Raw genomic sequence first — 20,910 nt, forward strand, 5'->3', positions numbered from 1 at the left:
GAGAGTTAGGCTCACGGAGACCCCCTCACCCGACATTCAAACTGCGCCTGAATGTCGACCTCTCCCCGCAGGCGGGGAGAGGTGAAGATCATGGGCTACGTCAGTTCTTCCGCTCGGCGACGAAGCGCGCGGCGGCCTGCAGCACCGCGGCGCGGTCGCCGAAGATCGAGACCGCGCTGTCGGCGCGCGCGAGCAGGTCGCGCACGCGCTGCTTGGCGCCTTCGATGCCGAGCTGGGTGACGAAAGTGGTCTTGCCGAGCGCCGCATCGGCGCCGGCCGGCTTGCCGAGGGCGGCTGCATCGCCTTCGACGTCGAGCAAATCGTCGGCGATCTGGAAGGCTTCGCCGAGCGCGCGGCCGTAATCGTCGAGCGCCTGATATTCTTTCTGCGAGGCCTGGCCGAGGATCGCGCCGGCGATGCAGCCATAACGCAGCAGCGCACCGGTCTTCATCTGCTGAATGCGGGCGACATCGATCGGTTCGTTGCCGCCGAAGCGGCCTTCGCCGGCGAGGTCCAGGATCTGGCCGCCGACCATGCCGCCGATGCCGGCGCAGCGCGCCAGCGCGCGCGTCAGCAGCAGCCGCACATTGGCGTCGCGATGGATCTCGTCGCGGGTGACGATGTCGAAGGCGAGCGTCAACAGGCCGTCGCCGGCGAGGATCGCGGTGGCGTCGTCAGTGTGCTTGTGCAGGGTGGGGCGGCCGCGCCGCAGGTCCGAATTGTCCATGGCCGGCAGATCGTCATGAATCAGCGAATAGCAGTGGATGCATTCCAGTGCAGCGCCGACCAGCAGCGCCGCTTCGCGCGGCACGCCGAACACGGCCGCGCTTTCGACCACCAGAAACGGCCGCAGACGCTTGCCGCCGTTCAGGCTGGAATAGCGCATTGCGTCCATCAGTCGCTTGGGCCGCGCGATCTCATCGTGCAGGATGTCGTCCGACAGCAGACGGCCGAGCAGGGCCTCGGTATCATCAGCGGTCTTGTCCAGACGTTTGGCGAAATCGGACGGGGACGTGCCGGTCATCAAGAAGGGCTCCAGAACTAAAATTCGGCGGGACAATCCTTTATGAGCCCGCCCCAGTCAATCGTTTGGAAGGCCTAAAAAGTGCTGGAAAAGGCCCGAATTATCACAGACTTAATGGCAGGATCCGTGGCCCCTTCTGGTTCGGGGCCGGAAAGGTCGATTTGCGCATCGTCAAAATCCTGCTGGTAGCGCTCGCGGTCGTCATTCTCGCGCCCTATGTGATCGCGCCGTTCTACCGCATCGGCCATCCCGTTTCGACGCTGATGGCGTGGCGCTCGCTTCGCGGCGCGCCGATGGAGCGGGAATGGATCGACCTGGCGGCGATGTCGCCCGCACTGCCGCGCTCGGTGATCGCAGCCGAGGACGCCCATTTCTGCAAGCATCACGGCATCGATTGGGGCGCGCTGCGCGAGGCGATCGACGACGCCCAGGAGGATGGTACGCCGTTCCGGGGCGCCTCCACGATCACCCAGCAAGTCGCGAAAAACCTGTTCCTCTGGCAGGGTCGGGACTTCGTCCGCAAGGCGCTCGAATTCCCGCTGGCGCTCTGGATCGATTTGGTCCTGCCCAAGCCGAGGATCCTGGAGATCTATCTGAACATCGCCGAGTTCGGTCCACGGGGCCAATTCGGTGTCGAGGCCGGCAGCGCCTATGCCTTTGGCAAATCGGCCGCTAGCCTGTCCCCGCGCGAGGCGGCTCTTCTGGCCTCGATCCTGCCGAATCCGGTCACACGTAGCGCCAAAACCCCCGGCCCGGGTGTCAGGCGGCTGGCCGCGACCTATGTGGCGAGGGGGCAGGCCAACTCGCTCGCGACCTGCTGGCGGGAAAATCGCTGATTTTGGGGCCTTTTCGGGCGCATTTTCCGGCCCAAGAGCCTAGCTTTGCGGCCAGCCTTCCTCTATAAGCGCGGCCTTGATCGGCATTCAGCTCGCCTCGGATTGCGGGTGCTGAGCCGTCCCTCGCGGACGATGCCCCGATAACACCAATCCCTAGAGGATGTAGAAATGGCTGTTCCGAGAAGAAAAACCTCGCCGTCGCGCCGTGGCATGCGCCGCTCGGCAGACGCCATCAAGAAGCCGACCTATGTGGAAGACAAGGACTCCGGCGAGCTCCGTCGTCCGCATCACCTCGACCTCAAGACCGGCATGTACAAGGGCCGTCAGGTCCTGAAGAAGAAAGAGTCCTGATTTTAAGGACCTTTCTCCGGGCAGGATGATTTTGCCTGCCTGATTTCGGCCAGCCCATGAGTTATGACAGTGGCGGCGGCGGAGCTAATGCTTCGCCGCCGCATTGTCCTGTCTGGATATCTTGATCGAGAAGGCCTTTCGCCGATGGTCGGTTTCCCGCTGCTTCTGATACCGCTCGCGGTCTACAACATCATCGCCTTCCTGATGCCGAGCGTGTCCTTCACGGATGTGCTGTTCAAGGTGCCGATGGTGTCAGGCGAGGCCTGGCCGGTCACGCTCGCCGACCTGATGCTGGCGCTCGGTATCGTGCTGCTGTTGCTCGAAGTGGTGAAGGGCGCGCGGCCCGGCTCGAAATTCCTGATGGATCATCTGCTGTCGCTGATCCTGTTCGGCGCAGCCGCCGCCGAATTCGTGATGTGGCCCAAGTTCGGCAACTCGACCTATTTCCTGCTGGTGCTGCTCGCAATGGCGGATTTCCTCGGCGGCATTGCCCAGCGCACGCGCCGCCGCGTCACCTATGTCGCCGAGACAACGGTGCCGGCGCCGCGCAAAGCCAAGCGCCAGGTGGAAGCTCCGGCGAGCGATGCCGTCGCCGAGCCCAAGTTCGAGCCGGTGTCCGCGCCGCTCGCAGCACCGGTGACGCCGCCCGCGTCCTCGGCACAGTCCGTCGCCGAATCCGTCCTGATGGATCCGCCCGCGCCGAAGCCGGTGCAGAGCGCGCCGTCGCCAGAAGTCCCCTCGCCGCATTTGCAGCCGGGCGACGGCACGTCTCCGTCCCCCGACACACCGCCGCGCTGATCGATCTCAGGCCACCTGCCGCGTGCGCGCGCTGACGCTTGGCAGCGGGCGCTTGCCGCCATAGGCCGTCTGCGCATCCTCGGAAGAGGCGCGGCGCAGCCGGTTTGCCTGGGGCAGATGTTCGGCACTGGCGATCAGCTGGGCAACGAAGCTCGGATCGGGCCGCGGCAACGGAGTTTTGTAAACCCGTTGCAAAATCGGCAGTACCGGCACCATGGCCGTGCTTGTGCCGTTCTCCGTCGTATCCGATTGGTCCGTACTCAACATCGCGATCACCGTTGATCCGGCCGAGCCTGTCGCGTTTCGGGACGCTGGTGCCGGGTGCGTGTCAGTACTCGCAAAGCCTATGCCGGACGGGCCGGTCTGGTTCCCCGGCCCGCAGAAACGTGGTTTCCAAATTGTTTATCAACTTTGCCTAGGGTCGGCGACGAATCTGGCTTTATCCTGTGTCAGCTCAGGACCTCCCGCTGTCCCGAAACGAGGCGATTTTGACCCCCGCATTACCGCAAGCCTCTGACATCCTGGCCGCCCTCGGCCAGGCCGTGTTCGCCTGGGACATCGGCAGTGATGCGATCGTCTGGGGCGACCAGGTCGCCAGCGTCTTTCCCGGCATTCCCGCCGAACGGCTGGCGACGGGCGCCGAATTCGCCAAGCTGATCGAGCCCGCGCCATCGCTGCGGACTGCGGCGCTGACGCAGACCCACGCCGTGCACGGTGCCGACGGCACGCCCTACCGGGTCGAATACGGCGTTCGCACGAGCGCCGCCGATCCCGTGATCTGGATCGAGGAAACCGGGCGCTGGTTCGCCGGCCCCGACGGTCGCCCGGTGCGTGCGATCGGCTCGGTTCGAATCAACAATGAGCGCCACGCCCGCGACGAGGAGCTGACCAAGCTGGCCCGGCTCGATCCGCTGACCGGCGAGCTCAACCGCTCTCATCTGATTGCCGCGCTGGCCGAGGCGATCGAGGAGACCATCCGCTACCGCTCGACCGCGGCCTTCATGCTGGTCGGCATCGACCATCTCGCCCGCGTCAACGACGCCTTCGGCTTCGACGTCGCCGATGCGGTGATCCTCGACATCGCCAAGCGCATCCGCTCGCGCCTGCGTGGCGGCGACGTGCTCGGCCGCTTTTCCGGCAACAAGTTCGGCCTGATCCTCAAGAACTGCACCGTCGACGACATGAACGTCGCCGCCGAGCGTTTCCTTGCCGGCATCCGCGATGAGGTGGTGCCGACCAAATCCGGCCCGGTCTCGGTCACCGCGTCGATCGGCGCGGTCAGCGTGCCGCGCTATGCCCGCAACACCGATGAAGCCGTCAACCGCGCCCATGAGACGCTGGATGCCGCCAAGCGCCGCCGCGTCGGCTCGTTCGCGGCCTGGCGTCCGGATGCCACGCGCGATGCCCAGCGCCGCGTCAACATCCGCGTCACCGACGAGATCGTCACCGCGCTGAACGAGCGCCGCATCAAGCTTGCCTATGAGCCGGTGGTATCGGCCGTCTCGCGCGAGCGCGCCTTCCACGAATGCCTGGTGCGGATGGACCAGGGCGACGGCCAGGTGCTGCTCGCTCCGGACATCGTGCCGGTCGCCGAACGGCTCGGCCTGATCCGCCTGGTCGATCACCGCGTGCTCGAGCTCGTGGTCGCCGAGCTCGCCGCTGCGCCCGACATCAGCCTCAGTCTCAATATCTCGCCTGATACCACCATGGATCCGGACTGGTGGGCGGGAATCGAGTCGCTGATGCTGGCCCATCCCGGCGTCGCCGAGCGGCTGATCGTCGAAATCACCGAGACGGTCGCGATCCAGGATATCGACGATGTTCGCGGCTTCGTCACGCGGCTGAAGAATTTCGGCAGCCGTATCGCCATCGACGATTTCGGCGCGGGCTACACCTCGTTCCGAAACCTGCGCAAGCTCGGCGTCGATATCGTGAAGATCGACGGCGCGTTCGTGCAGAACATCACCCATTCCGCCGACGACCGCGCCTTCGTGCAGACCCTGATCGATCTCGCCCGCCGCCTCGACATCAAGACGGTGGCGGAATGGGTGCAGGACGAAGAGGCCGCAAACATGCTGCGCGATTGGGGCTGCGACTACATCCAGGGCCGCCTGATCGGGCTGGCCTCAGGCGAGCGTCCGTGGGGCACTCCGCCGGAGAATGTGTTGCCAGCGGCAAGCTGAGGTCTGGTAGGTGATTAGCCGAAGGCGTAACCCACCACCCTACCATGCGCGTCGAAGCGAGAAGCGGTGGATTACGCCTTCGGCCAATCCAACCTACGAACCTTCACGCCCCCTCGTCCAGCGCCACCAGCTCGCGTTTCTTGCGCAGTGACGGCAGCAGCGGCGCGATCAGCAGCACCAGTGCGAAGGTGAGGCATACTGCCGAGATTGGCCGCTGCACGAAGGTCCAAAGGTCGCCCTGCGACAGGATCAGCGATTTGCGCAGATTGTTCTCCATCATCGGCCCCAGCACGAAGGCCAGCACCAGCGGCGCCGGCTCGTATCCGAGCTTGCGCATGAAATATCCGATGATGCCGAACGCGATCATCACATAGACGTCGAACACGTTGTTGCTGGAGCAGTAGACGCCCAGGATCGTAAACAGGATGATCAGGGGGAACAGGATGTTGTAGGGCAGTTTGAGCAGCTGCACCCACATGCCGATCATCGGCAGGTTCAGGACCAGCAGCATGACGTTGCCGATATACATGCTGGCGACGATGCCCCAGAATAGGCCGGGGTTCTGCGTGATCAGCAGCGGTCCCGGCTGCAGACCGTGAATGACGAAGGCGCCGAGCAGCAGCGCCATCACTACGTTCGGCGGGATGCCCAGCGTCATGAGCGGAATGAAGGCGCCGCCCGCCGCGGCGTTGTTCGCCGATTCCGGCCCGGCGACGCCTTCGATCGCACCATGGCCGAAACGTTCGGGCGTCTTCGACAGCCGTTTCTCCAGCGCGTAGGAGGCAAACGACGCCACCACCGCGCCGCCGCCCGGCAGGATGCCGAGGAAGAAGCCGAGGATGGTGCCGCGGCCGACCGGACCTGCGCTCGCCTTCCAGTCCTCCTTGGTGGGCAGCAGATGGGTGATCCTGGTGTTGATGATGTCGCGCTTGATCGCCTGCTCGGTGTTGAGCAGCACCTCGGCAACACCGAACAGGCCCATCACCACGGGCACGAGCCCGATGCCGTCGATCAGCTCCATGCGGCCGAAGGTCAGACGCGGCTGCGCCGTAATGCTGTCGAGCCCGATCAGCCCGAGCACGACACCGATGCACGCCATCAGCAGCGCCTTTGGCATCGAGCCCTGCGTCAGGAAGGTGAGGACCACGAGGCCGAGCACCATCAGGCTGAAATACTCTGCCGGGCCGAACGCGATGGCGACGCTGGCAAGCCTCGGCGCCACCAGCATCAGGGCGATCAGCGCGAACGTGCCGGCAATGAAGGAGCCGAAGGCGGAGATACCGAGGGCGGGACCCGCGCGGCCCTGCTTCGCCATCTGGTGACCATCGATGCAGGTGACGACGGAAGCTGCCTCGCCGGGAATGTTGACCAGAATCGAGGTGGTCGAACCCCCATACATCGAGCCGTAATAGATGCCGGCCATCATGATGATGCCGGATTCCGGCGTGCCCGACAGCGTGACCGGCAGCAGCAGCGACATCGCCGAGATCGGCCCGATGCCCGGCAGCACGCCGACCAGCGTGCCGATGAAGACGCCGATGAAGCAATAAAGCAAATTGATCGGCAGCAGCGCGACGCCGAACCCATGGGCGACATTGACAAGCGTATCCATAAGGTCAGCCGATCCCGAACAGGCCCGAGGGCAGCTGGATCAACAGCAGCCGCTTGAGCACCCACCACATGCCCGTCGGCGCCAGCACTGCGATCGGAATCGCCATTGTCCAGCGCACGGGATCGATCAGCCGCAACAACAGCAGCATCAACGGGATCGAGGACAGCAGGAAACCAAGCGGCTCCAGTGCGACGGAGAATGCCACCAGACAGGCGATCAGCAGGAGCGGCTTGCTCCAGCGCACGTTCTCCCAGCGCGAGGCCAGCGTCGGCGCGCCGTCGGTGAGTGCCGAGACGATGATGGCGCCTGCGAACACGCACATCAGGATGCCCGTGTAGAACAGCACGTAGCCGGAGCCGGGATCGTTGATGGTCCCGAGCTTGAGCTTCATGCCGGACCAGATCACGAAGCCGCCGAGCGCGAGCCCGATCAGCCCGCCCCAGAGTTCGGAGTTGCTGAGGCGGAGTTTGACGTTGGTTTGATTGTTCATCGCGATCTCTCTCGTGCCCCCGCTCTGCGGTGCAACGCTGAAGAGGCGCTGCACCGCGTCCGGGACACGCAGGCGGCCTGATCTACTTCTTCGCCAACCCGAGCGTTTCGATCACCTTGCGCTCCGACTCCGTGACCTCGACGACGAACTTCTTGTAGTCTTCGGTGTTCTTGTAGTTCGGCACCATGTCGTATTTGGCGAGCGTTGCCACGACCGCGGGATCCTCGACCGCCTTCTTGAAGGCGTCGTGCAGCTTGGCGACGATCTTCGGATCCAGGCCCTTCGGGCCGGCGATGCCGAACGGGGAATCATAGACCATGGGGTAGCCGAGCTCCTTTAGCGTCGGCACATCAGGGTAGTTCGGCGAGCGTGCGCCGGTCCACACCATCAGCAGCCGCAGCTTGCCGGCATCGACCAGCGGCCGCCATCCCGTGGAATCCGCCTGAAGCATCGTGTGCTGACCCAGCACCGCGGCGTTGGTTTCCGCGCCGCCCTTGAAAGGAACTTGTGTCAGTTTGATGCCGGACATCCCGGCGATCTGCTCCATGCCGATATGGAGCGAGGTGCCGGCGCCCGGTGTGGCATAGGTCACCTTGCCCGGGTTCGCCTTCGCGAACTCCACCACGTCCTTCCAGGTCTTGAACTGGGATTCCGCGCTGGTGGTCACACCGAAGGTGTAGCCGGTGAGATGGATGATGTAGGTGAAATCCTTGGCCGGATCCCACGACACCTCCTGCATCAGGGGCAGGCGAAACACGGTGATAGGTATCTGCGAGATGGTATAGCCGTCCGGCTTCGCGGCAGCCGCCATGGTGGCAGGTCCCACCGTGCCGCCGCCGCCGGCCTTGTTGTCGATCACGATCGGCTGCCCCAGCACCTTTGAAGCGCTATCGGCGATGGCGCGCATCGAGATATCGGTCGATCCGCCGGCCGGCCACGGCACGATCAGCGTGATCGGCTTGCTGGGATAGTCCTGCGCGCTGGCGGCCGTGGAGAACAATGCGCCCATGACGGCGTGCATCGTGGCAAATGCGATCGTCTTCAGCCCGAATCGCGGCATCGAAACTCCTCCCTCGCGGCGGACCTCTTTGCGGGCCGCCTTTTCTCGTTCTTGCGACGCGATTGTTCCTGAAATCGAGCGAGAAGAAAAGCGCATTGCGCGGGCCGCAGGCGCCGGGCGGTGCGGCAATCCCGGGAGAGGCGGCACGTGCGACAATTCGTCGTTTGGCCGTGTGCCGAGAGGCGGAATTTGAGGGGAGCAGAAGGCCGCTACGCCACGCGCCGGACCGTGCTCAGCGTCTCGATGGTGCGTCCAACTTCCGATGCGAGGCATGGCCTGCCGAAATAATAGCCCTGGACGGCGGTGCAGCCGCACTCGCGGACGAAGTCCAATTGCTCCTCGGTCTCGACACCCTCGGCCGTCGTCTCGACGCCAAGCACGGCGCCGAGGCTTGCGATGGTGCGGACGATGGCAACGCTCTCCGGGCTTTCGCCGAGCGTGCCGACGAAGGAGCGATCGATCTTGATGCGGTCGAACGGAAACTTGCGCAGGTAGCTCAGCGAAGAATAGCCGACGCCGAAATCGTCGAGGCTGATGCGCACCCCGAGGACGCGTAGCTGGTGCAGGATCTCGATCGTCGCCTCGCTGTCGTCGAGCAGCGCCGTCTCGGTGACCTCGAGCTCGAGCCGTTGCGGCGGCAGGCCGGCCTCGGCCAACGCGTTCGTCACCATCGCCACCAGACCGCGTGAGCGGAATTGCACCGGCGACAGGTTCACCGCGACGGTGACGTCGGGCCATGACACGGCGGTGGCGCAGGCGGTGCGCAGCACCCATTCGCCGATCGGAACGATCAGCCCGTCCTCTTCCGCGATCGGAATGAACTCGGCCGGCGAAACGAAGCCGCGCGAGGGATGCTTCCAGCGCAGCAGCGCCTCGAACCCGGTCAGCTCGGACGAATCGAGCCGCACCTGCGGCTGGAACACCAGGTGGAATTGGCCTGCTTCCAGTGCGCCGCGCAGATCGTGCTCCAGCGCGTGCCGGCTGCGCGCCTCTTCCTCCATTACGGGCTCGAACAGCTGATAGGCGCCGCGCCCCTTGGCCTTGGCCTGGTACAGCGCGAGGTCGGCGCATTTCATCAGTTCGTCGGCATCGAGCCCGTGGTCGGGCGCGATCGCGATGCCGACGGAGACGCCGACATGGATCGACTGGTTTTCCAGCGGTGGCGGATGACCGATGACCTCGATCACCCTTCTGGCCAATTGCTCTGCGGATTGCGGCTGCGGTCCACGCTGCAGCACGGCGAATTCGTCGCCGCCGAGGCGCGCGACGGTGTCGTGCTCGCCGACATTCTCCTTCAGGCGCGCTGCAACCCAGCGGAGCAGCCGGTCGCCGGCGGCGTGGCCGAGGCGGTCGTTGACGGTTTTGAAATTGTCGAGGTCGAAGCAGAGCACGGCCATCGCACCGCCGGCGATCGCGACCTGGTTCAGTCCCTCGCTCATCTTCTCGCGGAACAGCGTGCGGTTGGGCAGGTCGGTCAGCGAATCGTGCTGCGCCATGTGTGCGACCCGCGCCTGGGCCTTGTGGCGCTCGGTGACGTCCTCGTAGGTGACGACCCAGCCGCCATGCTCCATCCGCTTGTGATTGAGCTTGATGATGCGGCCGTCGCTCAGATGCCGGTGCAGTGTATGCTCGCCCTCGCGCAGCCGCTCGACGTAATCGGCATAGAGCCGCGCGGCCGTGGTGTTCTGATGGATGCCGAGCTCGCAGCTGTGCTCCATGATCTCGCGCATCGAGACGCCGGGCTTCACGATATCGGGCGACAGGCCGTACATCTCGATGTAACGGCGATTGCACACGATGACGTGCAGGCTCGCATCGAGCATGCACAGACCCTGGCTCATGTTGTTCAGTGCCGCATCGAAACGGCGATACTGCTCGCTCAGTTCCCCGATCGCATGTTCGCGCTCGGTGATATCCTCGTAGGTCGCGACGAACCCGCCCTCGGCCAGTGCGCAATAGCGCACCGAGATCACGGTGCCGTGCGCCATGTTCCTGCGCATCGGCGAGCAATCGCGGCTCGCGATCCGTGCGCGGGCGGCTTCGAGGATCTGCTGCGGGCTGTACTCCGAAGCAAACGCGCCGTTCGCCATCGAACGCTCGATCAGCTCGGCGAGGTGGGTGCCGGGCCTGGTCTCCGCCGGTGACAGTCGATAGATCCTGCGGTAGGTGGTGTTGCAGATGCGGAGGCGCATGTCGCTGTCGTAGAAGGCGAGCCCGTGCGCCATGTTCTCCAGTGCGGCGTCGAAAATGGAATTCTGCTGCCTCAGCGTTTCCTCGTATTGCAGCCGCTCCGTGACGTCCTCGTGCACGGTGACCCAGCCGCCGTCGGGCAGGAAGCGGGAGACCGTCTGCACCATGCGTCCGTCATAACGCATCACCAGCAGGGTTTTCGCCCTTCTGGTGCGCACGTCCTCCAACCTTGCGATGTGGAATTCCTCGGCAGGCATGCCCGACGAATTGCCGCGTTCCACCCAATGATCGAGCACGGCACGATGCGGGGCGCCTGGCTTCACGACGTCGGGATCGAGATCGTAGAGGTTCAGGAAACGATCGTTGCAAACGACGACGCGGCTGTCGGCGTCGTACATGATGAGGCCGTGCGACATGTTGGCGAGCGCGTGCTGGCTGCGCTCGGTCTGCACGCGCAATTCGGCTTCGAGCCGGGCGAGGCGGGTGACATCGTCGCAGATCGTCATCCAGCCGCCGCCGGGTAACGGCTTCATTTCTAGCGACATCACGAGGCCGCTCGCAAGCTGCTGCTCGGTGCGGAACGGCTTTCCGTCTGCGATCTGCGCGATCCGCGACGAATACAGCGTGTCGAGTTGATCCTGGGGAAAATTACCGCGCACCGCGCTATGCGCGAGCACCTCGCGGTAGCTCGTGCCCACCCGCACGATGTCGGCCGACATGTCGAACAGCGACAGATAGCGTTGGTTGACCAGTACGATCCTGTTGTCGGCATCGTAGACGCAGACACCCTGTTCCATGCGGTCGAGCGCAAGCTGGCTCAGCGCGACCAGGGCCTCCGGGCCTTGCTCGCGGCGTACACCAATCTCGTTGTCGCGGGGCGAAATCATGGGGTCGGCGGGTCTCGGCGGGCAATAGACGTAACGCAGCCTAATTCAACCACCGAGTGTAGCGAAGAGCCCGGAAAATTCCCTTAAGCGCAGTAGTTTACGGAGGGTGACCGGCGATGGAGAGATGTGTGTCGCGACCGATGGCGAGGTCGCCACCACAGACACTAACCTTTCGCCTTCATCCTTCGAGGCGAACCGTGCTGCGCGCGGCGAGCATCTCAGGATGACGGCGCTGGAATGCTGGCTGCGGTCTGCCTACGGCCCGTACAACACCAGTTCCGTATCGGTGAGATCGCCGAGCTGCGGCCGGTGCGGGCCTTTGAAATATTTGCGCCCGCGCCGCTCGGTGTAAATACCGACCAGGCCGGGAATCGGCCCGTTGGAATCGATCGTCACCGCGATCTTGCCGAGCCGCAGCAGCAGCCGGCCGATGCGGCCTGCACAGAGTGCGTACTCAGCAGCACTGCGGCAATAGATTAGCTTCATCGCAGGGGGCGCGAGGAAGCCGCGGCGGATGCGCACCGGTTGCAGGATGAAGGGGAATGCTCCCTTCGGCGTTCGGCAGACGAGGCTGAGGCAATTGTAGCGCGCGTGCCGCGTCAGCAACTCGGTTTCGGCTTCGGACAGCCCCTCGATCGTCTTGGCGTGAGGCGAGATGACCTCAACCTCGCTCCAGCGCGGGGGGCGCGCCAGGGCAGGCACCGAGAAGAATATACCGCCGCAATAGGTGCGAAAGCCCTGCGCTTCAATGATCGGCCAGGTCCACGTTGCCGGGCTGATATTGAAATAAGTCACTTCCTTGTGCCGCTGCGCGATCTTGGTCAGCAGCGGGGCATAGTTGCGGTAGGCCGGATCGACATACCAACTCGACAGATTGCACTGGATAGTGGTCTCTTCGCCGTTCTTCCGCGCCGTGTAGATCAGCAGCAGAACGCCGACTGGCGTGCCGTCACTGTCGAGCATGTAGCCGAAGCGGGGATAGCCCTCCGGTACGGGCCGGAAGGCCTGCCGGCGCAGACCTTGAATCCAGTAGTTCCGTGAGCGACCGACGAAGCCGCGCGTCAGCAGGTCCGCGACCGCTTCGGCGTCGGCTTCGGTGATCTCGCGGCATCGCACCTTGGTGTGAATCACGCTCGTCTTACCCGTGGAAATGGCAGGCCTCGTTCGATCTATTGTTTCAGCATGGTCTTTTCGAAAGGCCGCGTCGCACGTTTTGCCGCCGCGGCCTTCGGATCCGGATCAAGCTGTCAGCGCCAACCTTCGACATGGGCGTCTGTGACCTGCGGCTGCAGGCCCAGGATGTCGCGCACCGTGGCGGGCCAGGCGGAAAGGTCGGTGCCGTGCGTTTGGAACATGGCGACCGCCAGCCGGTCCATGCCGAAGGCGACGCAGCCGGTGTGGGCCGGCTCGCCATTGGCGTCCTGGATTCCCCACGTCGTACCGAAATGCTCGCGGTGATAATTGAAGCTCATGCAGGCGGTCGGCTGCTCTTCCGAGCGCAGCGGAATGAGCAATTCGAACTTGAGCTGCTGCTGCTTCTGGCTCACCGCCTTCATCTGGCCGACGCGACCGAAGAAGGGATCGCTGGCATAGTCGACACGGAAGGTGAGGCCGAGATCGGTCGCGATGTTCTGCGCGCGCACCATCCAGCGGTCGCGGAAATCAGCAACGTCGTCGCCGGTGCCGATGCAGACATATTCGCGCATCCGGAACGATTGCAGACGGTCGAGATGCTTGGAAGGCTCGCGGCGGAAACAGTCAGCGGCGACATCGAAGCGCAGGCCGCCTTTCGGCAGAGGTCCGCGGCTCGCCGCGATCGGATAGACCGGATAGCAAGCAGCGGGCGACAGCACGAGGTCGGCGGGCGACAGCGAGGTGGTCCAGTCGCCGCCGGCATCGAAGCGGCTCACCGCGGCGTTGATCTCGCGTTCGGTGCCGTGCAGGCCGCAGACGCAGCCGAGCAGGTTCGGGAAGCTCTTGAGATAGCCGGATTTTTCCAGCTGGGCCCGGCTCATTACCGGCGGGAAGCGCATCACTTCGGTGCCGCTCTCGCGATGGCCCGTGATCAGCGCGGCGAGCTTCTCGACGATGCCTTCGTAGAGCGCGGTGCGGGCGTAGACGCCGTCGGCGCCCATGCGGTGGAACAGCTTGTCGGCGAGATGGTCGAGCGGATCGATCATCTGCGGCGCGGTCGCGGGCGAGTCGGAGAGAATGGCAATGCTCATGGCGCGATATCCTGTTATCTCGAATTTGTTGTTATTGATTCAGTCGCGAAGGCTTGTCGGCACGCCGCTCATCAGTGTCGATGTCGCGGCATTGGCCAGAATGCGGTCGTTGTTGATCATGATCGGGGATGACAGCACGTCGCGGAGGTGCCGGCCCATGGTGAATTCGCCGTCGTTGCGGTAGCCGGAGAGGCCGGCCGTGCGCATCGCGTGCATCACGGTCTCGACCGCGAGCTCGGAGGCCTGCACCTTCAGAAGCGTGATCGAGGATTGGAAGTCGAGCGAGCTCAGCGCCCGTTCGTCATGCTCGGCGTGGGCGAAGGCATCGATATTGGCCGATAGCAGCGCGCGAAGCTTCGCCAGCGACATCTTGGCGGCGGTGAAATGCGCGGCAGCCGGCGGCATCTGGCCACCGGAGCTGCGGGCCGCCTTGCGGATGAAGGCCTGCGCGCGGGTCACGGCTGCGGCGGCGATGCCGGTCCATGCCGACGACCAGCACAGATGCGCGAACGGCGTCATGGTCTGGGCGTGGATCTTGTCATAGGATTCCGGGAAGACGCGATCGGCGGGGCAATCCACCTTCAGTTCGAAGCCGGTGGAGCAGGTGCCGCGCATGCCGAGCGTTTCCCAGCCCAGCGTCCGCTTCAGCGAATAGTCGTCCTTGGCGAGCGCCAGCAGCACCTGGTCAGAGGCAGCGGCCTCTGTGGCGCGGCGGGCGATGGTGACGAGGCCGTCGGCTTCCGCGCCGTAGGAGATCACGGTGGCGTCGCGCACCAGCGAAACGGTGTCACCGGCGTGGTCGACGGCGGCGGCGCTGGCGCGGATGTTGCCGCCGTTCTGGCCTTCGGTGGTGGAGGAGGCGAGCAGCCACTGGTCACGGGCGACCCGGCGCATCATGGTTTCCATCCAGGGGATGCCGTGACCGTGCCTGACGACGCAGGCGACCTTGGTCTGGTGCATGGCGTAGATCATCGCCGTCGAGGCGCAGGCGCGTCCGAGCGTGTAGCAGATGTCGGTAACGTCGTAGATGGAGGCACCGAAGCCGCCGAACTCGACCGGGATCATGACGCCGAGCAGCTTCTGCTCGCGTGCGACCTCGAACGCCTTGTGGGGGAAGCGGGCGTCGCGATCGACGCCGTCTGCGTCGGCCGCAGCCGCTGCGGCGGTCCGGGCTGCGCGCTCGACCAGGGAGGGACCCTGCTCGAGGACGCTCGTATCTGTTTCGTCGACAGTGAGGACTGCTTCACGCACGTTCATACTCGTCCGCCTCCGGTTTGCCGTTCGAGATCGCCGGCATCATTCGCGATGCACGTAAGCGATCCTCCGGCCATCTTGATTGTGAGATGAGGCTACGGATTTAATTCAAATTCGTCGATGAAATAGAGGGTAAACAAAGCCAAATTCCGAACGAACAGTTAAGGCCCGGTTGTTTGCATCCGCCGTTTTTCCGGCATCGCGTTAGGAATCTGGAAGAGGGTCGAATTCCGGACAATCTGAGTCATCGTTTACTAAGAAACGTGAAGTATTGGTGTCGCCCATTGCGGGACCGGCAGGCCGTGCCCATCGTAGGCGGCAAGCCGGTCCGACCTTTGACAGACAGACGGGAATTTGCCGATGCAAGCCTTTGATACCGAATTGCGCAATCGCATCATCAAGCTGGTGAAGGGCATCCTCGAACAGAATTCGCTCACCGCCGATGTTACGCCGTCCGCCAAGCTCGTCGATGTCGGCCTGACCTCGATGGATATGGTCAATCTGATGCTTGGCGTCGAAGCCGAGTTCGACTTCACCATCCCGCAGGCCGAGATCACGCCGGAGAATTTCCAGTCCGTCGAGACGCTTGAGCGGATGGTGGCGACGCAGCTGCAGCTGGCGAACGCGGCATAACGCTCAGGTATCGTCCCTGCGCCGCTCACACCACCGGCATCGCCCCACCACCCCCGTTCCAAAGCCGCCGCAAAACTGGCATAGCTTAACCATGTCGCACGTGGCGAACAGGTGGAGCAGGTATGACGCAGGCGGTATTGGGCATCATCGGCGGCTCGGGCATCTATGACCTGCCCGGTCTCGAGGATGCGCGCGAGGAGATGATCAGCAGCCCGTGGGGGGAGCCGTCGGCTCCCTTGAGGCGCGGCACGATTGCCGGCCTGCCGATCGTGTTCCTGCCGCGGCACGACAAGGGCCACCGTCTCTCGCCCTCGGACATCAACTATCGCGCCAATATCGACGTGCTGAAGAGGGCCGGCGTCACCGACCTGATCTCGCTGTCGGCTTGCGGTTCCTTCAGGGAGGAATTGCCGCCGGGCACCTTCGTTCTCGTCGATCAATTCGTCGACCGAACCCACAAGCGTGAGAGCTCGTTCTTCGGCCGGGGTTGCGTCGCGCACGTGTCGATGGCGCATCCGGTCTCCCCACGTTTGCGCATTCATCTGGCCGCGGCCGCCGAAGCCGAAAACATCGCGATCGCGCGTGGCGGCACTTATGTCTGCATGGAGGGGCCGCAATTCTCCACCTACGCGGAGAGCATGACCTACAAGACGCTGGGCTATTCCGTGATCGGCATGACCAACATGCCCGAGGCCAAGCTCGCCCGCGAGGCGGAGCTCTGTTACGCCACGGTGGCGATGGTGACGGATTTCGACTGCTGGCATCCCGATCACGATGCCGTCACCGTGCAGGACATCATCCGCGTGTTGACGTCGAATGCCGACAAAGCCAAGGCGCTGGTGGCGCGGTTGGCGAAGGATTTTCCGCGCGAGCATGAACTGTGCCCGATCGGCTCCGACCGCGCGCTCGACACTGCGCTGATCACGGCGCCCGAGGCGCGCGATCCCGCGCTTCTGAAGAAGCTCGATGCGGTGGCCGGGCGTATCCTGCGCGTGAACTGAAAGGCAGAATGCCATGAAGGTCGACGGCAAGCATTTCCGCAGCATCTGGCGCGAGCCTGACGGCTGGACAATCGGTGCGATCGACCAGCGCCGGCTGCCGCATGAGTTCGTCGTCACGAAACTGACTTCATGCGAAGACGCAGCCATCGCAATCCGCGACATGCTGGTGCGTGGCGCCCCGCTGATCGGTGCCACTGCTGCCTACGGCATGGCCCTCGCCATGCGCGAGGACGCCTCCGACGCCGGCCTGAAACGGGCTTACGAGACGCTCGTGGTGGCGCGGCCGACCGCGATCAATCTGAAATGGGCGCTGGACGAGATGCGCTTGGCGCTCACGCCGATCGATCCGCTGGAGCGGGCCGAGGCGGCGTATGCGCGGGCCGACGAGATCGTCGAGCAGGACGTCGAGATCAACCGCGGCATCGCCGGCAACGGCCTGAAGCTGATCGAGGCGATCGCATCGAAGAAGCCGGGCGAGACCGTCAACGTGCTGACCCATTGCAACGCCGGATGGCTCGCCACCGTCGATTGGGGCACCGCAACGGCGCCGATCTATCTGGCGCACGAGCGCGGCATCAAGATCCATGTCTGGGTCGACGAGACGCGCCCGCGCAACCAGGGCGCCTCGCTCACCGCCTGGGAACTCGGTCATCACGGCGTGCCGCACACGGTGATCCCCGACAACACCGGCGGCCATCTGATGCAGCACGGCATGGTCGATCTCGCCATCGTCGGCACCGACCGCGTCGCCGCCAACGGCGACGTCTGCAACAAGATCGGCACCTATCTGAAGGCGCTGGCCGCGCACGACAACGGCGTGCCGTTCTATGTCGCGCTGCCGTCGCCGACGATCGATTTTGCCGTCCATGACGGCATCCGCGACATTCCGATCGAGCAGCGCAGCGGCGTTGAGGTCACCGACATGACCGGCCGCACCGCGGATGGACGACTGGAGACGGTGCGCATCGTGCCCGAGGGCTCGCCGGTCGCGAACTACGCGTTCGACGTCACGCCGGCACGGCTGGTGACCGGCCTCATCACCGAGCGCGGCGTGCTGAAGCCGGATCGCGACGAGCTGGCAGCGGCGTTTCCGGAGCGGATGGCTGCTGCGGCGGCGGAGCAGGTTTAGTCCGGCGATATCGCACAGCTGCGCTCGCAATGACGGGGATCAAAGACTACCCTAGCTTCAACCCCGTCGCCGCCTCGAGCTCCGCAATCGCCTGGGCGCCGCTGGCAACCTTGATCGTGGTCATTCCCATCTCGCGCGCGGGTTTCAGATTGACGCCGAGATCGTCGAGATAGACGCAATTGTTCGGATCGACCTTCAGCGTCTCGACCATCAGCCGGTAGATGCGCGGATCAGGCTTGCGCAGGCCGATCTTGGCGGATTCGATCACGTGGTCGAACAGCACCATGACTTCAGCGATATAGAGGGAACGCCCCGTCATGCTGCCGATGGCATTGGCAGGCAGGTTGTTGGTGATGCAGCCGGTCTTGAATTGCGCCTTGATGCGCTTCAGCGCCTCGACCATCTCGGGACGCAGATGGCCCTGCAGCAGCGGCAGCACGTCGCGGCCGCGCACCTCCGCGCCGAGTGCGAGTGATTCCGTGGCGAACAATTCGTCGAAGGCATCGATATCGATCTCGGCCCGTTCGAACCTGGCCCAGGCGTTTTCCAGATGGTTGGCGGCGTTGGTCCGACGGATGATGTCGACGGGCAGCCCACGCTCAGTCTCGAACCGCGCGAACGCCTCGAACGGTGAGCTCGTCAGCACGCCGCCAAAATCAAAGATCACAGCCTCGATCGCCACTATCCCGCCCTCGTCAATTCCTTTCCAAGAGCGCTAGCATGGGGTATCGGCAAGAGCCAGTCCGAAGCAGTCTGTCGCCGCCACTCCGAAGCGTGTTCCCATGAAGAAGCTTGCCACTCTCATCACGACTGCGCTGCTGCTCGCCACACCCGCGCATGCCATCGTCGGCGGCGGTACGCCGCAGGCCGATGGCGTGGCGCGCGCCGTTGTCACCATCGTCGGTTCGCGCGGCAATTCCTGCACCGGCACTCTGATCGCGCCGAAGATCGTATTGACCGGCGCTCACTGCGTGCCGCCGGGCGCGGACTACAAGATCGTCGATCGCAGCGGTGGCGAACCTCAATTGCTGAACGTTCGCACCATCGCCATCCATCCGGGCTACAGAGCGCAGGTGCATCGCGCCGGTGCAGACGTGGCGCTGTTGCAACTGGAAATTCCACTCAAGGGAAAATCGGCAGTGCCGGTCGGCACGCCGAGTAGTCCGATCCGGGTCGGTAGCCGCTTCGTCATTGCCGGTACTGGGGTCACCGTGCGCGGTGATGGCAGGAGCGGCGGAGCCACGCGCGTCGCAGGCCTCGTCGTCACGGGCCAGCCCGGCACGCTTCAGATCCGCCTGGTCGATCCCGTAACCAACGGTGTTCGCGACGGAATTGGAGCTTGTACCGGCGATTCCGGTGGTCCTGTCTTCGAGGACAAGCCGAACGGCGCCGTGCTTGTCGGAGTCATCAGCTGGGCAACGGGACCGAACGCCGGCGATGGCTGCGGCGGATTGACCGGCGTCACGCCGCTCACGCTCTACCGCGACTGGATCGTGCAGACTGCGCGGAGCTGGGGTGCGGCACTGTGATTTGACCGCGACTTGATCTATGTCATTTTGAAGCGGAAGCGCGGCGGGTGATCATGCCGGCTGCGGAGGAAACGCGTCGCCCGTCAAGGGCGGCCACAAAAACAAGCAAGGCATAGAAGCAACAATGAATGTCGCTGTTCGCAGTCACGCCACGGCCAAACAGGCTTCTGAGCATTTCGACGTGCTGATCGTCGGCGCCGGCATCTCCGGCATCGGCAGCGCCTATCACATCGACAAGCAGCTTCCGGGGACGAGCTACGTGATCCTGGAAACGCAGGCGACGTTCGGCGGCACCTGGAGCACGCATCGCTATCCCGGCATCCGCTCGGACAGTGATCTCCATACGTTCGGCTACAGCTTCAAGCCCTGGGTGGGGCCGCCGATCGCGACCGCCGAAGAAATCCTTGCCTATATGAAGGAAGTGATCGACGAGAACGATATCGCGCGCCACATCCGGTACAAGCACAAGATCAATTCCGCCAGCTGGTCGAGCGAGCAGAATCTGTGGACCATCGAGGCCGTGACGACCGACACGGGCGAGGCCAGGACCTTCACCGCGAACTTCCTCTGGATGTGCCAGGGCTATTACCGCCATTCGGAAGGCTACACGCCGGAATGGAAGGGCACCGATCGCTTCAAGGGCCGCATTGTCCACCCGCAGACCTGGCCTGACGATCTCGACCTCACGAACAAGAAGGTCGTCGTGATCGGCTCGGGCGCCACCGCGGCAACCCTGGTGCCGAACATCGCGGACAAGTGCGCGCATGTTACCATGCTGCAGCGGTCGCCGACCTATTTCAGGCTTGGCCGCAACGCCATCGAGATCGCCGAGGAGTTGCGCCGGCTTCAGGTCGACGAGGCCTGGATCCATGAGATCGTCCGGCGCAAGATATTGTTCGAGCAGGATGCGTTCACCAAGCTCTGCCTGTCCAAGCCCGAGCAGGTGAAGAAGGAACTGATCGGCCAGATCAGCGCGGTGCTCGGTCCGGACTACGACGTCGAGACGCATTTCACGCCGACCTACCGGCCGTGGCGGCAGCGCATTGCCTTCGTGCCGGATGCCGATCTGTTCAAGGGCATCGCCAGCGGCAAGGCCTCCGTGGTCACCGACGAGATCGAGGGCTTCGTCGAAAACGGCATTCAGCTCAAATCCGGAAAGCTGCTGGAAGCCGATGTCATCGTCACCGCGACCGGCTTCAATCTCGCCGCGCTGGGCGATATCGCCTTCGAGATCGATGGCAAGCCGCTGGCCTTCGGCGACACCGTCACCTATCGCGGCATGATGTTCACAGGCGTTCCGAACATGGTCTGGGTGTTCGGCTATTTCCGCGCCAGCTGGACGCTGCGCGTCGATCTGGTCGCAGATTTCGTCTGCCGGCTGCTCGGCCATATGAAGGCGAACGGCAAGAAGAAGGTCGAGGTACGCCTGCGCGCCGAAGACCACAACATGCCGATCCTGCCCTGGATCGATCCGGAAAACTTCAACCCCGGCTACATGATGCGCAACATGGACCTGCTCCCCAAGCGCGGCGATAAGCCGGAATGGCAGCACAGCCAGGATTACTGGACCGAAAAGGACGAGATCCCGAAGACGGATCTGGATGACAAGGCGTTCGTCTACGGTTGAGGCCGCGATTTGCGTAAGGGACGAGGATCATCGCCCCGCACTCCACTGTCGTCCCGGGACGCGAAGCGAGCCCGGGACCCA

Annotated in this window: 19 protein-coding genes; 9 read left to right on the top strand and 10 right to left on the bottom strand. The window is 64.2% G+C overall.

Annotated features, from left to right (window positions below):
• Positions 1-100 precede the first annotated feature (100 nt).
• A complete protein-coding gene (locus JQ580_RS11010; RefSeq protein WP_212280062.1) occupies positions 101-1,024 on the bottom strand; it encodes a polyprenyl synthetase family protein in 924 nt (307 codons plus the stop codon).
• Positions 1,025-1,185: 161 nt separating this feature from the next.
• Here JQ580_RS11010 and mtgA point away from each other — a divergent pair, with 161 nt between their 5' ends.
• From mtgA to JQ580_RS11025, 3 genes are all read left to right on the top strand, one after another.
• Positions 1,186-1,860: a monofunctional biosynthetic peptidoglycan transglycosylase gene (mtgA, locus tag JQ580_RS11015; RefSeq protein ID WP_212280063.1), complete on the top strand. Its 675-nt coding sequence runs from the start codon at positions 1,186-1,188 to the stop codon at positions 1,858-1,860.
• Positions 1,861-2,028: 168 nt separating this feature from the next.
• Complete coding sequence (rpmF, locus tag JQ580_RS11020) at positions 2,029-2,211, top strand: 50S ribosomal protein L32 (protein ID WP_007598106.1); 183 nt, start codon at positions 2,029-2,031, stop codon at positions 2,209-2,211.
• A 144-nt stretch (positions 2,212-2,355) separates the two neighbouring features.
• The gene (locus JQ580_RS11025) at positions 2,356-3,009 is read left to right on the top strand and encodes a hypothetical protein (RefSeq protein WP_212280064.1); all 654 of its coding nucleotides are present in this window, start codon (positions 2,356-2,358) and stop codon (positions 3,007-3,009) included.
• Between the two features lie 6 nt (positions 3,010-3,015).
• Here JQ580_RS11025 and JQ580_RS11030 read toward each other — a convergent pair whose 3' ends face one another.
• A complete protein-coding gene (locus tag JQ580_RS11030; protein ID WP_212280240.1) occupies positions 3,016-3,276 on the bottom strand; it encodes a hypothetical protein in 261 nt (86 codons plus the stop codon).
• Between the two features lie 221 nt (positions 3,277-3,497).
• Here JQ580_RS11030 and JQ580_RS11035 point away from each other — a divergent pair, with 221 nt between their 5' ends.
• Positions 3,498-5,192 (top strand): bifunctional diguanylate cyclase/phosphodiesterase, encoded by a 1,695-nt coding sequence (locus tag JQ580_RS11035; protein WP_212280065.1) that lies wholly within the window; start codon positions 3,498-3,500, stop codon positions 5,190-5,192.
• Between the two features lie 103 nt (positions 5,193-5,295).
• Here JQ580_RS11035 and JQ580_RS11040 read toward each other — a convergent pair whose 3' ends face one another.
• The 7 genes from JQ580_RS11040 to JQ580_RS11070 form a co-directional block, all read right to left on the bottom strand.
• Complete coding sequence (locus JQ580_RS11040; RefSeq protein ID WP_212280066.1) at positions 5,296-6,804, bottom strand: tripartite tricarboxylate transporter permease; 1,509 nt, start codon at positions 6,802-6,804, stop codon at positions 5,296-5,298.
• Positions 6,805-6,808: 4 nt separating this feature from the next.
• On the bottom strand, positions 6,809-7,294 hold the full coding sequence (locus JQ580_RS11045) for a tripartite tricarboxylate transporter TctB family protein (RefSeq protein WP_212280067.1): 486 nt from the start codon (positions 7,292-7,294) through the stop codon (positions 6,809-6,811).
• 82 nt (positions 7,295-7,376) lie between these two features.
• The gene (locus tag JQ580_RS11050; protein WP_212280068.1) at positions 7,377-8,354 is read right to left on the bottom strand and encodes a tripartite tricarboxylate transporter substrate binding protein; all 978 of its coding nucleotides are present in this window, start codon (positions 8,352-8,354) and stop codon (positions 7,377-7,379) included.
• Positions 8,355-8,563: 209 nt separating this feature from the next.
• Positions 8,564-11,431: a PAS-domain containing protein gene (locus JQ580_RS11055; RefSeq protein ID WP_212280069.1), complete on the bottom strand. Its 2,868-nt coding sequence runs from the start codon at positions 11,429-11,431 to the stop codon at positions 8,564-8,566.
• A 255-nt stretch (positions 11,432-11,686) separates the two neighbouring features.
• The gene (locus tag JQ580_RS11060) at positions 11,687-12,562 is read right to left on the bottom strand and encodes an acyl-CoA acyltransferase (protein ID WP_212280070.1); all 876 of its coding nucleotides are present in this window, start codon (positions 12,560-12,562) and stop codon (positions 11,687-11,689) included.
• A 116-nt stretch (positions 12,563-12,678) separates the two neighbouring features.
• The gene (locus JQ580_RS11065) at positions 12,679-13,656 is read right to left on the bottom strand and encodes an amino acid--[acyl-carrier-protein] ligase (protein WP_212280071.1); all 978 of its coding nucleotides are present in this window, start codon (positions 13,654-13,656) and stop codon (positions 12,679-12,681) included.
• Between the two features lie 39 nt (positions 13,657-13,695).
• Positions 13,696-14,913: an acyl-CoA dehydrogenase family protein gene (locus tag JQ580_RS11070; protein ID WP_212280072.1), complete on the bottom strand. Its 1,218-nt coding sequence runs from the start codon at positions 14,911-14,913 to the stop codon at positions 13,696-13,698.
• A 357-nt stretch (positions 14,914-15,270) separates the two neighbouring features.
• On the opposite strand from JQ580_RS11070, the gene JQ580_RS11075 reads away from it, so the two are divergent.
• From JQ580_RS11075 to mtnA, 3 genes are all read left to right on the top strand, one after another.
• Positions 15,271-15,543, top strand: a complete 273-nt coding sequence (locus JQ580_RS11075) for a phosphopantetheine-binding protein (RefSeq protein ID WP_094976241.1) — start codon at positions 15,271-15,273, stop codon at positions 15,541-15,543.
• Positions 15,544-15,665: 122 nt separating this feature from the next.
• Positions 15,666-16,544, top strand: coding sequence for an S-methyl-5'-thioadenosine phosphorylase (locus tag JQ580_RS11080; RefSeq protein ID WP_212280073.1), 879 nt, complete (start codon positions 15,666-15,668; stop codon positions 16,542-16,544).
• 13 nt (positions 16,545-16,557) lie between these two features.
• Positions 16,558-17,673, top strand: coding sequence for an S-methyl-5-thioribose-1-phosphate isomerase (gene mtnA / locus JQ580_RS11085; protein ID WP_212280074.1), 1,116 nt, complete (start codon positions 16,558-16,560; stop codon positions 17,671-17,673).
• Positions 17,674-17,719: 46 nt separating this feature from the next.
• Here mtnA and JQ580_RS11090 read toward each other — a convergent pair whose 3' ends face one another.
• Positions 17,720-18,355, bottom strand: coding sequence for an HAD-IA family hydrolase (locus JQ580_RS11090; protein ID WP_212280075.1), 636 nt, complete (start codon positions 18,353-18,355; stop codon positions 17,720-17,722).
• Positions 18,356-18,455: 100 nt separating this feature from the next.
• Here JQ580_RS11090 and JQ580_RS11095 point away from each other — a divergent pair, with 100 nt between their 5' ends.
• Together JQ580_RS11095 and JQ580_RS11100 are read left to right on the top strand one after the other, a co-directional pair.
• A complete protein-coding gene (locus tag JQ580_RS11095; protein WP_212280076.1) occupies positions 18,456-19,202 on the top strand; it encodes a S1 family peptidase in 747 nt (248 codons plus the stop codon).
• A gap of 124 nt (positions 19,203-19,326) precedes the next feature.
• A complete protein-coding gene (locus tag JQ580_RS11100) occupies positions 19,327-20,829 on the top strand; it encodes a flavin-containing monooxygenase (protein WP_212280077.1) in 1,503 nt (500 codons plus the stop codon).
• The last annotated feature ends 81 nt before the right edge of the window (positions 20,830-20,910 follow it).

It is taken from the genome of Bradyrhizobium sp. SZCCT0148 (assembly GCF_018129985.1).
Classification (GTDB): Bacteria; Pseudomonadota; Alphaproteobacteria; order Rhizobiales; family Xanthobacteraceae; genus Bradyrhizobium; species Bradyrhizobium japonicum_H.